General features: G+C 61.6%; 11 protein-coding genes and 2 pseudogenes. 11 read left to right on the top strand and 2 right to left on the bottom strand.

Going from position 1 to position 12954, the window contains the following annotated elements; genetic code table 11:
* Nucleotides 1-108 precede the first annotated feature (108 nt).
* The 3 genes from PQ457_RS19615 to PQ457_RS19605 all read left to right on the top strand — a co-directional run bounded on the left by PQ457_RS19615 (nt 109) and on the right by PQ457_RS19605 (nt 2926).
* The gene (locus PQ457_RS19615) at nt 109-474 is read left to right on the top strand and encodes a DUF6152 family protein (RefSeq protein WP_273619491.1); all 366 of its coding nucleotides are present in this window, start codon (nt 109-111) and stop codon (nt 472-474) included.
* The gene (locus PQ457_RS19610) at nt 468-1328 is read left to right on the top strand and encodes a hypothetical protein (RefSeq protein WP_273619490.1); all 861 of its coding nucleotides are present in this window, start codon (nt 468-470) and stop codon (nt 1326-1328) included. The genes PQ457_RS19615 and PQ457_RS19610 overlap by 7 nt, the downstream gene beginning before the upstream one ends.
* Nucleotides 1329-1669: 341 nt before the next feature.
* Entirely contained in the window at nt 1670-2926 is a 1257-nt protein-coding gene (locus PQ457_RS19605) for a hypothetical protein (RefSeq protein ID WP_273619489.1), read from the top strand.
* Here the strand turns inward: PQ457_RS19605 and PQ457_RS19600 are convergent.
* A complete protein-coding gene (locus PQ457_RS19600; RefSeq protein WP_273619488.1) occupies nt 2923-4377 on the bottom strand; it encodes a hypothetical protein in 1455 nt (484 codons plus the stop codon). The genes PQ457_RS19605 and PQ457_RS19600 overlap by 4 nt on opposite strands.
* Before the next feature lie 31 nt (nt 4378-4408).
* On the opposite strand from PQ457_RS19600, the pseudogene PQ457_RS19595 reads away from it, so the two are divergent.
* A pseudogene (locus PQ457_RS19595) lies at nt 4409-4708 on the top strand (transposase); the annotation flags it as partial.
* A gap of 168 nt (nt 4709-4876) precedes the next feature.
* Here the strand turns inward: PQ457_RS19595 and PQ457_RS19590 are convergent.
* Entirely contained in the window at nt 4877-5545 is a 669-nt protein-coding gene (locus tag PQ457_RS19590) for a FadR/GntR family transcriptional regulator (protein WP_337958493.1), read from the bottom strand.
* A 133-nt stretch (nt 5546-5678) separates the two neighbouring features.
* On the opposite strand from PQ457_RS19590, the gene PQ457_RS19585 reads away from it, so the two are divergent.
* From PQ457_RS19585 to PQ457_RS19555, 7 genes and pseudogenes are all read left to right on the top strand, one after another.
* Complete coding sequence (locus tag PQ457_RS19585; protein WP_273619487.1) at nt 5679-6407, top strand: TonB-dependent receptor; 729 nt, start codon at nt 5679-5681, stop codon at nt 6405-6407.
* A gap of 74 nt (nt 6408-6481) precedes the next feature.
* Nucleotides 6482-7969: a TonB-dependent receptor domain-containing protein gene (locus tag PQ457_RS19580; RefSeq protein WP_273619486.1), complete on the top strand. Its 1488-nt coding sequence runs from the start codon at nt 6482-6484 to the stop codon at nt 7967-7969.
* Between the two features lie 2 nt (nt 7970-7971).
* Nucleotides 7972-9303: a spinster family MFS transporter gene (locus tag PQ457_RS19575; protein WP_273619485.1), complete on the top strand. Its 1332-nt coding sequence runs from the start codon at nt 7972-7974 to the stop codon at nt 9301-9303.
* Nucleotides 9300-10301, top strand: a complete 1002-nt coding sequence (locus PQ457_RS19570; protein ID WP_273619484.1) for an ornithine cyclodeaminase family protein — start codon at nt 9300-9302, stop codon at nt 10299-10301. The genes PQ457_RS19575 and PQ457_RS19570 overlap by 4 nt, the downstream gene beginning before the upstream one ends.
* 2 nt (nt 10302-10303) lie before the next feature.
* Nucleotides 10304-11779 (top strand): NAD-dependent succinate-semialdehyde dehydrogenase, encoded by a 1476-nt coding sequence (locus PQ457_RS19565; protein WP_273619483.1) that lies wholly within the window; start codon nt 10304-10306, stop codon nt 11777-11779.
* Complete coding sequence (locus PQ457_RS19560; RefSeq protein WP_273619482.1) at nt 11779-12798, top strand: dihydrodipicolinate synthase family protein; 1020 nt, start codon at nt 11779-11781, stop codon at nt 12796-12798. The genes PQ457_RS19565 and PQ457_RS19560 overlap by 1 nt, the downstream gene beginning before the upstream one ends.
* A pseudogene (locus PQ457_RS19555) lies at nt 12734-12949 on the top strand (LysR family transcriptional regulator); the annotation flags it as partial. The gene PQ457_RS19560 and the pseudogene PQ457_RS19555, both read left to right, overlap by 65 nt.
* Nucleotides 12950-12954 lie beyond the last annotated feature (5 nt).

The raw sequence follows: 12954 nt of genomic DNA, 5'->3' as shown, positions 1-12954 counted from the left end.
CAAGTCGGCAGATGTGGGAGGGACGGCTCGCCGACGGAGCGATGCCGGGCCGGGGCGCCGAAGGTTCGATCCGGCCGGGCAGTTCCCACTGCGAAAATGGAGATCAAGATGAAGAGAGTTAAATTCGGTGTTGCTGTCATGGCCGGCGGCTTGCTGGCGATGGTGCAGCCGGCGTCTGCACACCATTCTTTCGCCATGTTCAATCAGGCCAGTACCGTTGAATTCAAAGGTGCAACCGTCGTTCAATTTCAGTGGTCAAACCCGCATGTCTACGTGGTGATCAAGAACGGAAACACGAACTACACCCTTGAGTGCAGCAGTCCGTCCGGAATGCGGGAAACCGGATGGAAGTTCGATACACTGAAGGCGGGCGACAAAATTGATGTGGCGTTTTTCCCCATGCGTGACGGTCGGCCGGGTGGCGCGCTGAAGACTGCTACCTTGCCCGGCGGAAAGGTGCTGAAGGCATGGTAATCGGCCACGAGTTGCAATCTTCGCGACAAAAACAGAGTCCCTTGAACGAAAGGTCTACCGCTTCCATGCGGATTAAGAACGTATCCGGGATTGTCCTGTCCACGGCGATTTTGCTGGCTGCCCCCGCCGCGATTGCCACAACGGGCCAGCCTGCGCGTGCTGCGGCAAACGCGAGCGTGAATGCCGAGCATAATCTTACCGGCGTCTGGGAGCGAGACCCAAGCCCCTTCGAGGAAGGCGGTGCAGGTGGGGCCGAGGATATTCCTCCGCCACGCCCGGGGCCAAATCTCAAGGAGCCTTATGCCAGCGCATGGAAATCGCAGCGGGCCAAGCGGCAGGCGGCGCTGGATGCAGGCAAGCCGCTTGCGGACTCGAGCACACTGTGTATGCCCGAAGGCACGCCGACAATCATGCAGGCCATCTATCCGATCCAGATCCTTCAGACGCCGGGACAGGTCACGGTCTTGGCGGAACTCTATATGCAGACCCGCCGGATCTATATGAATGCGCCCTTTCCCAAGCAGGGCGATCTGGAGCCGACGTTTTATGGCTTTTCTTCCGCCCATTGGGAGAAAAACACGCTTGTCGTCACCACCCGCGGGCTGAAGGAGGATATGCAGTTTTTCGAAATTCCGCACAGCGACAAGATCAAGGTGACCGAAAGGTACCGGATCACCGGTCCAGACAAGATGCGGATCGACTTCTCGATCGAAGATCCCGGCTTTCTGCAGTCTCCTTATCGCTGGACATGGCGGTACAAGCGCAACCACAAATACCGCATTCCCGAATATGTCTGCGATCACAGCCTCGAAAAGATCAATCCTGACGGAACAGTATCGTTCGAACCAAAGTAGGCCTGGCTGGGCATTTTTGCTGTTGGCCCGCTTGGATGGCGGCGATCCTGCCTTGACCGGACAGTCGGCGCACCTGTCAGCCGGATTGCCGCGCGCCGGTTTCGGCCATGCGCGCGGCTGTAAAGTATGAAAGGAGGACGGTCAGGAGGTTGATAATCCCACATATCTGGATAGCGTGTCGTCATGGGCAAATATGTGACAATTGATGCGGGAATATCAAATATCTGTCTCTGGCTGGTACTGTTGGGATGCCGGTTTCGGGATATCTTTGACTGTTTCTGGAATAGGTTGACCGTGGCGGGATGGGTCAAGGCGGCTCAAACAGAATGGCGCAGATAGCCATGAATATTTCCGACGAAGAGACCCAGGCCCTGATCGCGGAAGGCAAAAAGGTTCGAGAGTTCCTTGCGTCCAATCGGTCCGACACGCTGTTGCGGATTTTCGATTACTTGCTGCAACAGTCGATCGAAGGTCAGCGACCGCGGGAAGCCGACATCGCCGCCGAAATTTTTCCCAACAGCCTGATTGAAACCGGTCAGCAGGGCTCTCGGGTGCGCGTCGGCGTCTATCGCCTTCGCAAGAAGCTGGACGGTTTTTATGAGGGCCAAACAGGTCGGCGTCTTATCATACCATCTGGCGAATATGCCCTTCAGATGACGCAGCCAGACGGTCCGGCCGAAATGCCGGACACCCGGGAAGCTCCTCGCGTGGCGCCTCGACGGCTGCCGCTTGTGGGGATTGCGGTGGCTGCGCTGGTGCTTGTGAATGGCCTCGCCGCATGGTTTTACATGCATTATCAACAGATGCCGGAGCAGGCGCCGGCGCGCTCCCCGCTATGGGGATCGATAGCGAAGGGCGAGCGCAAGACCTATTTGGTGATCGGGGACCATTTCGCCTTCATCGACACCACAAGGGATCGGAAAGACGGCGATATCGTCCACGACCTCAACATCAATTCGGCAGAGGAATTGTACAGATACACTGCTTCCCGGCCAAAACTTGCGACAAGCCTTAAGGATCAGGCTCTCCACACAGTCAGCGCGCAGATTCTGGGCTCCGTCAGTACGGTGGAAACCTACCTGCAGGTTCCGACGATCCAGCCGACAACATCGTTCGGCCTCGATCCCACGATGATGCAGACCTCCGATATTGTCTATGTCGGAACGATGGACGAAATGTCGAACCTGTTGCGCACGCCGCTGATGGAGGCCTCGGGGTTCAACTGCAGCGCGCATTGCTTTGATCTTATCGACAAGGCATCCTCGCGTCGCTTTGTCTCCGACAGCCCCTATGTGCTTCACGACGGCACAGTTCCGCGACGCGATTATGGTTATCTGGCGAGCTTTCCCGGTCCGTCCGGCCATTCCGTTGTGATTGTTTCCGGGACCGGGGATGCGGCGGTGCAGCAGATGGCCGAGATTGTTACCGATGCAAAGATGATCGAGAATCTGCGCCGCCAGTTGGGCGGCACCTTGCCCGCGTTCGAAGCGCTTTATCAGGTGCGCACAATGTTCAACCAAGCCTATGGCAGCACCCTGATCGTGGCGCGCCCGCTGAAATCGGCACATATGTGGGACAAGACCAAACCCGACGATTAGCTTTCTTTCAAGAGCGCGTTACCATGATCCGGCGCAAGCCTCAGCATTCTTGAATTGATTAATCGGGTTTCGAAAACCAGATTGCCAACGGTGCGGAACTGGAAAAGCGCCTCGAAGGCCCCCGCAGGTTTGATGTGTTGGGTAATGGCATCAAGTTGCCGCCTGTCTGAGACGATACGCACTATTTGCGCCAATGCCGCGTCCTCGATGCCGGCAATCACGATCATCCTGTTTCCGGCACGACCAGGAAAACTTGCAATATAGCCGTAATCATAGCCCATCGCATTGTCCGTCGCCCGGTTGTTTGCAACTGCCCCATTTGCGCCTGATGCCGGGGCTGTTTCCATTTTTGCCCGGAATGTCTGTCCCGTTGCTGTGTCCCTGATTTCGTCAAAGTCGGCACCCGGCGCGTAACCCAGAACAGGCAGGATCGGCGAGCGAAGTTTTCCCAATTGCGAAAACGGCGCGATGTAGATGACATTGCGCGTATCGATCACCTCTTGAGAGATTTTGGACACCGGCACGATGTTACCCATCGCGTGATCCTGCCTCACCTGACCGGCCAACGACAAAGTGGTCACCGCTGCCATCGCGATGCTGGATGGAATCCGATAGATGTCGCGATCATGCAAGGCGGGATAAAGCTGTGGGCGTTGGCCCAGATAGGCATCCAGATCGAGCGAAGACTGGATTGCCGGATGCATCACCAGCCGGTCGATCTGTCCATTTCCGGCGCCTTCGGCCACCATGTAAAAATCGCTGACCGCAATGACCGGGGTATGAGAGTGAACCGCAACGGGCTTCCAAAGCTGACTTTGGGCAAGGGGAGAGACTGCGGTTTCCGCACGACCGGCAAACCACCCCCATAACACCAACCAAAGGATCGCGCTTGCGGCGAAAGCCGCGCCTATTGCGATCCTGACGCGCTGCCCACCGGCCGGTATTGGCAGAGGGGGCGGAATATCATTCGGTTCCGCGTCATTGTCCGTTGTGAGCAGCAGGAGCCGATATTCACCTTTTGGGATATACAACCGCGGCCCGCGGACTCCGGCGTTAAAGGCATCAAGCCTTTGGCGCAGCCGATAAATATAGGCCCGGACCGTCGAGTCTTGCGAAGTGTCGAAATCCGAGCTCTTGTCGAACACGGACATGGCGATTTCAACCTCCTTGGGCGCGCGCGGTTCCGAAGATCGCGCCACAAGATAGTCGAACAACTGGATCAGTTTGGTGCCTCGACCGTCAATAGCAAGCACTTCGCGAAAACGCGCTGATTGCTCGGCCATGGTCTGCTCAGTCGATGCCTGGAACGGGTCTTCTGCTACAGGCTCTGTCAAATGGGCGCCCTCCTTGCCTTTGACCCTATCCCATGCCTTCTCTGTGTCAATACTATCAACCTGATGCGCCGCACGCTCGCGTCCATCGGGGGCAAATGTGTTCGTCGTCTTGCTCATCTACCCATCCTCTCAGGAGTTCAGGTCGCCGGCAATCACGGGGCGCATCACATGGCTGCGCCATGTCTTTGCCGATGGCGGCTATGCCGGGGACAAGCTCAAGGACGCTCTGAATGGGCACGCAGATTGGACGATCGAGATCATCAGGCGCTCCGATATTGCCAAAGGCTTCGAGGTCCTGCCTCGCCGATGGGGCGTTGAGCGAACCTTCGCATGGCTTGGGCGTTGCCGCCGCCTCGCCAAAGACTGGGAGCGCTCCACTGAAAGCTCAACCGCTTGGGCTGCAATCGCAGCCATCCGAATGCTAACTCGTAGAATTTCAGCACGTTAAAGCGCATGTCCGGACTTTCGATTCAGACACTACGGCCACCCCAACCTTCTGCTGCCAGCGTCAAAGCTGCCACCGTCGCATGGACCCGGCCTCGAACGTGACACCCGCGCTGGCCATGCCTATTTGCCTATGCAAGCACGACCTCAGCCTTGATGATCAGTTGCGCTGTCAGCGTGTGCCAAACAGGATGGTGCGCACAGCCTGCAAATGCTGACGCATCAGGTTTTCGGCCTGCACCGGATTGTGTCGGTTGATGGCATCGACAATTTCGGCATGCTGGGTGTCACTGTCCATCCGCGGGGCAGGGAGGGTGCTGAAGGCTTCATCGACCCGCGCGCCAATGCTGTGCCGCATTTGCGAGCGCAGCACGTCATAGAGCATCAGCAGCAGATGGTTGCGTGTGGCTTCGGCAATCAGTCGGTGCAGCCTTTCATCCAGCCGTCGCCACTGGCTCAGCGTATCGCATGTTTCCATGTCAGTCAGGCATTGTTCCATCGCAGAAATCTGAACCTGCGTCGCATGAACCGCTGCCTGTGCTGCCAGTTGCGGTTCGAGCAGCAGGCGTGCGTCCATGATGTCATCGGCGCTGATATGCGGTGATGGCGCCGCATCGTCCAGATTGGCCTGACGTTGGCCTATGAACGTGCCCTTGCCGACATGGCGCCAGATTGCCCCTTCGCTTTCAAGGCGGCGGAGCAAGGTCCGCAGGCGCCCGCGCGACAGGCCCAGTTCCTCGCACAGCTTTGGTTCGGCGGGCAGGCGGTCTTCGCCGCTTGCCCCGGCTTGGTCAATATAGGCGCGCAGCCTGCCAATGTCGTCGTCAATGGTCAGCATCATGAAATCCAGCCCTGTCAGCCATGTGATCTAGACGCAAGCGAGATCATCCCGCAAGCGGCGCAATGAATCAATTAACACGCATCAATAATCAAATATGAGTCGCCTCAATAATAATATTGAGGAGGAGATTCTCATGAAGGCTGCCCTGATGCTCGCCGCTTCGGCTTGCGCCCTTTGCGTTCATCCGGCCTTGGCCCAATCATCGTCCAAGGGTGAGCAAAAGGGCGAGGAGATCATCGTCACCGCTACCAAGCGCTCGGAATCCTTGCAGAAGATCCCGCTGGCCATCACCGCCGTCGATGGGCGCGCGTTGGCCTCAGGCGGCGTGATGGAGGCACGCGCGCTGCCCCAGATTGCGCCCTCGCTGTTCATTTCGACCAGCACCTCGGAAAGCGCGGGCACGCAGGTGCGCCTGCGCGGCGTGGGCACATCTAGCCAGAACGCCGGTTTCGAAGGCTCGGTCGGCATTTTCGAGGATGGCGTCTATCTGAACCGCCCGGGCGAGGCTTTGTCCGACCTGCTGGATGTCAAGCGGATCGAGGTGCTGCGCGGGCCGCAGGGCACGCTTTACGGCAAGAACACCACCACCGGCGTGGTCAATATCATCACCAATGAGCCGGATTTCCATTGGTCCGGCAATGCGGGGATCAGCTATGGCAATTACAACGCGCTGCGCCTTGACGGCGCGCTGGGCGGGCCGATCGTTGCGGACAAACTCGCCTTTCGCGTCGCCGCCGTTTACAGTCGGCGCGACGGTTATATCCAGGACGTGACCGACGGGCGCAAGCTGAACAATCGCGACCGTTATCAATTGCGCGGACAACTCCTGCTCAAACCCACGGATAGTCTCTCTACCGCCTGATCGGCGAGGCGCAGGAGAAGGACGAGGCCTGTTGCGCGGCGCCCTATATTGCGCTGGATTCGGGCGCTGCGGTGATGGCGGCGGCGGGCGGTACGGTGCTCGATCCGGCCAATGCCGACAACCGCTATCGCATTGCACTCGATGGCCCGATGCGCTCGCGGGTGACGGCGCGGGCCTTCACGATGATCGCCAATTGGGATCTGGGCGGGGCGCAGGCCAAGCTGACTTATGGCCACCGCTATTTCCGCTCCTCCGACAGCTATGATTCCGACAACAGTTCGCTTGCGGTCGTCAATGTATTTGACCAACGCCTTCAGGACCGGCTCGACACGCTCGAGGTGCAACTGACCGCCACCAAGGGGCCTGCCGACCTGTTGCTGGGCGGTTTTGCCTATGACAACAGCATCTATGCCAGCCAAAGCTCGACCTTTGGCGCAGGGGCAGGGGCCTTTTACAACCGCCTGTCGGGCGGAGTGGCGCCAGCGTCGGCTTATCCGGCGGGTGCGGGCGACACGCTGCAAACCTTTGGCCAGACCGGGCGCGGCATCTCGATCTTCACGCATGACGTGATCCGCCTTGCCCCCGGTCTCAAGGCCACGTTGGGTCTGCGCTGGCTGACCGAGGACAAGCAGGGTTCGGGCACGCTCTACACCGATGGCGTGGCCGACAGCTTTGGCATGGCCTTGCCCACGCGTTGCAAGGCCCCAGTGCCAACCCCGGCGCGCGCCTTTTGCCCGGCCAACCCCATCGGCGGCCAGTTTTCGGACAGTCACTGGACCTATGCGCTGGGCCTCTCCTATGAGCCGGTCGCCGGAACCCTGCTCTATTTCAACCACACTACCGGCTACAAGGCGGGCGGCATCAACGCGGCCAAGGACGCGCGCGGGCCGACCACGGTCAATCCCGCGCTGGTCAACGGCACGTTTGCGCCTGAAACCGTGCGCTCGTTCGAAATCGGCGCCAAGACACGCGCGTTTGACCGGCGCCTGACGCTGGCCATCACGGCCTTCCTGATGGATTTCGACAATTTCCAGTTCCAGACCCGCGACCAGACCACCTTGTCCACCCAGGTTCAGACCGCCGCCACCGTCCGCTCCAAGGGGGTGGAGGTCGAGCTTTCGCTCAACCCGGCCAAGGGGCTGACGCTGGGCGGCAATGCGGCCTATATTCTTGCCCGCTATGGCACGGCCACGGCCGATCCGACGCTGGCCGGGCAAAGGCTGGGCAACTCGCCCGAATGGACGCTGCAACCCTTCGTTACCTACAAACATGCCGTGGGGACCAAGTGGGAAGGGTGGCTCAACCTCAACGCCCGCTATGTCAGCGACTATATCGCCAATGTCACCCTGCTGGCGGGCAACCGTCAGGCGCCCTACGCGCTGGTCAATGGCTCGCTGACGCTGGAGCATCGCAATGGCTTGTCGGTGGCCATCTTCGCCAACAACCTGTTCAACCAGTATTATGCCACGCTGCGCACGCAGGCCCCGTTGCAGGCGAACACATTTGTCGGCTTTCCCGGTGAACCGCGCATGTTTGGCGTCACCGTGCGCAAGGCGTTCTGATCATGGCCCCCTATCCGCGCGCGGCCTATGGCTGGTGTGTCGTTCTTATCCTGCTGGTGGTGGGGATCACCTCCTATCTTGACCGCTATCTGATCTCGCTGCTGGTCGAACCCATCAAGGCGGATCTGGGCATCAGCGACACGGGCGTCAGCTTCCTTCAGGGCAGCGCCTTTGCCCTGTTCTACGTTGCCTTTGGCCTGCCCTTCGGCGCGCTGGTCGACCGGGCGAACCGTCGCAACATCCTTGTGCTGGGCATCCTGTTGTGGAGCGCGATGACCATGGCCTGCGGTCTGGCGCAGGATTACCGGCAATTGTTCATTGCCCGCGCGGGGGTAGGCATTGGCGAGGCCTGTCTTGCCCCGGCGGCCTTTTCCCTGATCGCGGACTATTTCCCCCCCGCCACGCGCGGCCGCGCGATGAGCGTTTACAATATGGCCAATTATCTGGGCGTGGGGGCCTCGCTGCTGGTGGGCGGGCTGGTGCTGCGCTGGCTGGGCGATGCGCCGGTCACCGTCATGCCGCTGTTGGGGGCTGTGCGCACGTGGAAGGCGGTGTTCTTCCATGTCGGCCTGCCGGGGGTGGCGCTGGCATTCATCATGCTGGTTGTGCGTGAAGCACCGCGTATGGGCGCAGCGGCCGATGACAAGCCCGGCTTCGCCGCCTTCCTCGCCCATTTGCGGGGGCACCGGGCGGCCTATCTCGCGGTCTATCTTGCCTCGGCGATGACCGCCTTTGTTGGCCTCACCTTTGCCGCATGGGGCCCCAGCTTCTTCATCCGCAGCTTTGGCATGAAGCCGATGGCCGTGGGCCTGATGCTGGGTCCGGTCAATGCCGTGGCCGGGGCGCTGGGCTGTCTGGCCAGCGGCTGGATCAGTGACCGGGTGGTCGCGCGCGGTCGGCCGGGTGGGCGCTTTCTGGTGCAGCTTTTCTGGTGGCCGCTGGCACTGGTGGGGCTGCTGCTGCTGGCGTGGGCGCCGGGGCGCGGCGTGGCGCTGGCGGCCATTGCCCTCATCACCTTTGGCAGCGGGCTGGGCCTCGCCTCCATCGCGCCCACGCTGCAGGCGATCACGCCCAACCGTCTGCGCGGGCGGGCCATATCGCTGCATTTCATCTTTTCGGGCCTGCTGGGCATGGGGCTGGCCCCCACGCTGATCGCGCTGGTCACGGACCATATCTTCGGCACGCCGACGGCCTTGCGGGGCGCCTTGCTCGTCGTGCTGGGGCCGGTGGTGCTGATCGGCCTTGCCGCCACGATCCTGGGTCAGCGCCCTTATGAACGCGCGCGCCGCGCCCTTTCCGACAATCAAGCCACACAGATGGACCCAACACGATGACCACTGACACTTCCACCCTGTTTCTGACCGATGCCGATGTGCGCGCCGCCTTCGATTGGGCCGCGGCCAGCAAGGCGCTGGAACAGGCCTATGCGCTGCCTGCCAATGAAGCGCTTTATCCCCCACGCGCCATGGCGCGCGGCGACGGCGTATGGCTGCGCACCTTGAGCGGGGTCAGCGGCGATGGCGCGGTGATGGGGGCCAAGATGATTGCCGCATCCCCCCGCGCAGGGATCGCATCCTATCTCATCCCCCTGTTCGATCAGGCCAGCGCGGCCCTGATCGCCTTGCTGGACGGCAACAGCGTGACCGGTTTTCGCACGGCGGCCACCACGGCCCTGGCGGCGGACAGGCTGGCCCGGCCCGGCGCGATCCATCTGGCCGTCATCGGATCAGGGTTCGAGGCAAAGAACCACGTCCGTGCGCTGGCCGCCTTGCGCCCGATTGCCGGAGTGCGCGTGTTCAGCCCCAATCCCGACAGCCGGGCGCGCTTCATCGCTGACCTTGCCGATCTGGGTCTGCCCATGGCGGGCGCAAGCGGGGCGCAAGAGGCGGTCGAGGGCGCCGATGTCGTGCTGTGTGCGGCGCGCTCGCGCGATGAAACGCCCACCTTCCACGGGGCGTGGCTGCGCCCGGGGATGACAGTGCTCTCCGTCGGCTCGACCTTGCCCGAACAGATTGAGGTGGACGCGCAGACCATCGCGCGGGCCGACCTGATCGTGGCGGATATGGTGGATGAGGTGGCCCATGACACGGGCGACATGATTGCCGCCGCCCGCGTGGGGGATAATTTTGCGCCGCGCCTTGTCGCCCTGGATGCGGTCATTGGCGGCCGCCATCCGGGCCGCAGCAGCCCCGATCAGATCGTCCTATACAAATCTGTCGGTGCCGCGCTTCAGGATCTGACCGTGGCGGCCATGTGTGTGGAACGCGCGCGTCGACTGGGGCTGGGCACGATCCTGCCTGTCACCATCGCCCCTGTGCGCAAGGGGAAGTGATCATGATGGATCTGGCAGACAAGGGCCTGTGGCGCACCTGCGCGCTGATTGATGGTGAATGGAGGGAGGACGCGGCCTTGCCGTCGCGCCCGTTGCATAACCCCTCCACGGGCGCGGTTCTGGCGCATATCGCCCAAGGTGGCGCGGAGCAGGCAGACGCGGCCATTGCCGCGGCCCACCGCGCCTTTGCCCCATGGGCGGCGCGGCCTGCCAAGCAGCGCTCGATCATCTTGCGCCGCTGGTTCGACCTGATCGTGGACCATGGCGAGGACCTGGCGCGGCTGATCGTGATGGAGGAGGGCAAGCCGATCACCGAGGCGCGGGGCGAGGTGGCCTATGCGGCCTCCTTTGTCGAATGGTTTGCCGAGGAGGCCAAGCGCATTCGCGGCGACGTGATGGAAGCACCAGAGGCGGGGCGGCGGATCGTGACGCTGAAGGAACCGGTGGGCGTTTGCGCCGCGATCACGCCGTGGAATTTCCCCGCCGCGATGATCACGCGCAAGGCCGCGCCCGCCTTGGCCGCCGGCTGCACCATGGTGGTCAAGCCCGCCGAGCAGACGCCGCTGACCGCGCTGGCGCTGGGCGAACTGGCGATGCGGGCGGGGGTGCCGGCGGGCGTGTTCAACATCATTCTTGGCGACGCGCGCGAGCTTGGCGGCGTGCTGACCGGCGATCCGCGGGTGCGCAAGATCACCTTTACCGGATCGACCGAGGTGGGGCGCATCCTGATCGCCCAATCGGCGCCCACGATCAAGAAACTGTCGATGGAGCTGGGTGGCAACGCGCCTTTCCTCGTCTTTGACGATGCCGATGTGGATCAGGCGGTGGCTGGCCTCATCGCGACCAAATACCGCAACACCGGCCAAGCCTGCATCAGCGCCAACCGCGTGTATGTGCAGGAGGGCGTGTATGATGCCTTTGCCGCCGCGCTGGCGCGAAAGGTGGGCGCTCTGCGCGTGGGCGACGGGTTTGAGGATGGCGCGCAGCAGGGGCCGTTGATTGATGATGACGCGCTGGCCAAGGTGGAGGCGCATATTGCCGATGCCGCCGCCCGCGGCGCGCAGGTGGTCCAGGGCGGCGCACGCCACCCGCGCGGCGGCCTGTTTTTTCAACCCACGGTGTTGACCGGCGTTACCCCCGACATGCTGATCTGCCGCGAAGAGACGTTCGGCCCGGTTGCCCCGCTGATCCGTTTCGCCGCCGAGGAAGAGGCCATCGCCATGGCCAATGACACGCCCTTCGGCCTTGCCGCCTATGTCTTTGCACAGGACGCGGCGCGGATCTGGCGCGTGGCCGCCGCGCTGGAAAGCGGGATGGTGGGCATCAACACCGGCGCGATTTCCAACGAGGTCGCCCCCTTTGGCGGGGTCAAGCAATCCGGACTGGGCCGCGAAGGATCGGTCTATGGAATCGAGGACTATCTCGAAATCAAATATCTCGCGTGGGACGGCGCCCGCGCCAATGGAGGGAATTTGTAATGTTGCCTTATAATCGATCCAACGCCCGCGACTGGGCGCGTGAAAAGCTGGTCGGTGTGGTGAACTGCACCATTCCCTCCTTCACCGACGATCTGAGTGCGATCAACGAAAAGGCGATCCGCCATGACACGCGCCTTGCCATCGAACATGGTTTCTTGGGTACGCTGGGCGTGTCGGAAGTGTCGATCACCTTGCCCGAATATCTCGATTTCCTGCGCATCATCAAGGATGAAGCGGGCGAGCGCCTGATCGTCACCCACCATGCCAGCTGGAACAATCTGGCCCAGAATATCGAGGCGGTAAAAGGGGCCGAGGCGGCAGGTGCCGAATTTGTGCTGCTCAGCTACCCCCCCAACTTCTATCCTGAAAGCGAGCAGGACATTTACGATTACACCAAGGCCATGTGCGACGCGACCGATCTGGCGGTCATGCTGTTTCCCATGTTCCTGTGGGGCTTTTCCAGCCGCATCCACCCCTCCGACATTCCCGCCGCGCTGATCCGCCGTCTGCTCGATGATTGCCCCAACATCGTGGCGATCAAGGCCGAGGGGGGCTTCCCCTCGATCCAGTCGGTGATCGAATGCGATCGCCTGTTTGGCAAGGAAGTGGTGATTTCCATGCCGATCGAGGGTGAGTTGATCCCGCTTTCGCAAATCATGCCGATCCAGTTGTCGGCCACCAGCGACCATGAATATTACGGGCCGATGATCCCGCGCGTGTTCAACCTGCTGCGCGAAGGGAAATTCGACGAGGCGACGCAGATCTATTGGCAATTGCACCCCGCCCGCAAGATTAAGGGCGCGCTGGCCCAGCAAATGCACGGCGGCCATTTCATCAACCGCCAGGCTTGGAAGTTTCAGGGCTGGTTGCAGGGCTATAACGGCGGTCCGTTGCGCATGCCTACCCAGCGCATCCATGATCCCCAGATGATCGCGCTGCGTAAGGGGCTCATCGATGCGGGTCTCTCGCCCAGCATGGACCCGCTGCGCGAATTCTTCATCGGTCGTAACCCGGCCTGATCGCGGCGCCATGCGGCTCGACCGGCTTGATCTCAATCTGCTGGTGGCGCTCGATGTCCTGCTGTCCGAACGCAGTGTGACGGTGGCGGCCAACCGCCTTCACTTGTCGCAATCGGCCACATCGAGCGCCCTTGCTCGCCTGCGCGATTATTTCGA

The organism is Novosphingobium humi (genome assembly GCF_028607105.1).
Taxonomy (GTDB): domain Bacteria; phylum Pseudomonadota; class Alphaproteobacteria; order Sphingomonadales; family Sphingomonadaceae; genus Novosphingobium; species Novosphingobium humi.
The sequence above is the reverse complement of the archived record's forward strand: the minus strand, read 5'-3'. Positions and strand labels throughout refer to the sequence as shown.

Coding starts and splice junctions, on each gene's coding strand:
- PQ457_RS19615 (WP_273619491.1), top strand. CDS start 109: ATGAAGAGAGTTAAATTCGGTGTTGCTGTCATGGCCGGCGGCTTGCTG.
- PQ457_RS19610 (WP_273619490.1), top strand. CDS start 468: ATGGTAATCGGCCACGAGTTGCAATCTTCGCGACAAAAACAGAGTCCC.
- PQ457_RS19605 (WP_273619489.1), top strand. CDS start 1,670: ATGAATATTTCCGACGAAGAGACCCAGGCCCTGATCGCGGAAGGCAAA.
- PQ457_RS19600 (WP_273619488.1), bottom strand. CDS start 4,377: ATGAGCAAGACGACGAACACATTTGCCCCCGATGGACGCGAGCGTGCG.
- PQ457_RS19590 (WP_337958493.1), bottom strand. CDS start 5,545: ATGATGCTGACCATTGACGACGACATTGGCAGGCTGCGCGCCTATATT.
- PQ457_RS19585 (WP_273619487.1), top strand. CDS start 5,679: ATGAAGGCTGCCCTGATGCTCGCCGCTTCGGCTTGCGCCCTTTGCGTT.
- PQ457_RS19580 (WP_273619486.1), top strand. CDS start 6,482: ATGGCGGCGGCGGGCGGTACGGTGCTCGATCCGGCCAATGCCGACAAC.
- PQ457_RS19575 (WP_273619485.1), top strand. CDS start 7,972: ATGGCCCCCTATCCGCGCGCGGCCTATGGCTGGTGTGTCGTTCTTATC.
- PQ457_RS19570 (WP_273619484.1), top strand. CDS start 9,300: ATGACCACTGACACTTCCACCCTGTTTCTGACCGATGCCGATGTGCGC.
- PQ457_RS19565 (WP_273619483.1), top strand. CDS start 10,304: ATGATGGATCTGGCAGACAAGGGCCTGTGGCGCACCTGCGCGCTGATT.
- PQ457_RS19560 (WP_273619482.1), top strand. CDS start 11,779: ATGTTGCCTTATAATCGATCCAACGCCCGCGACTGGGCGCGTGAAAAG.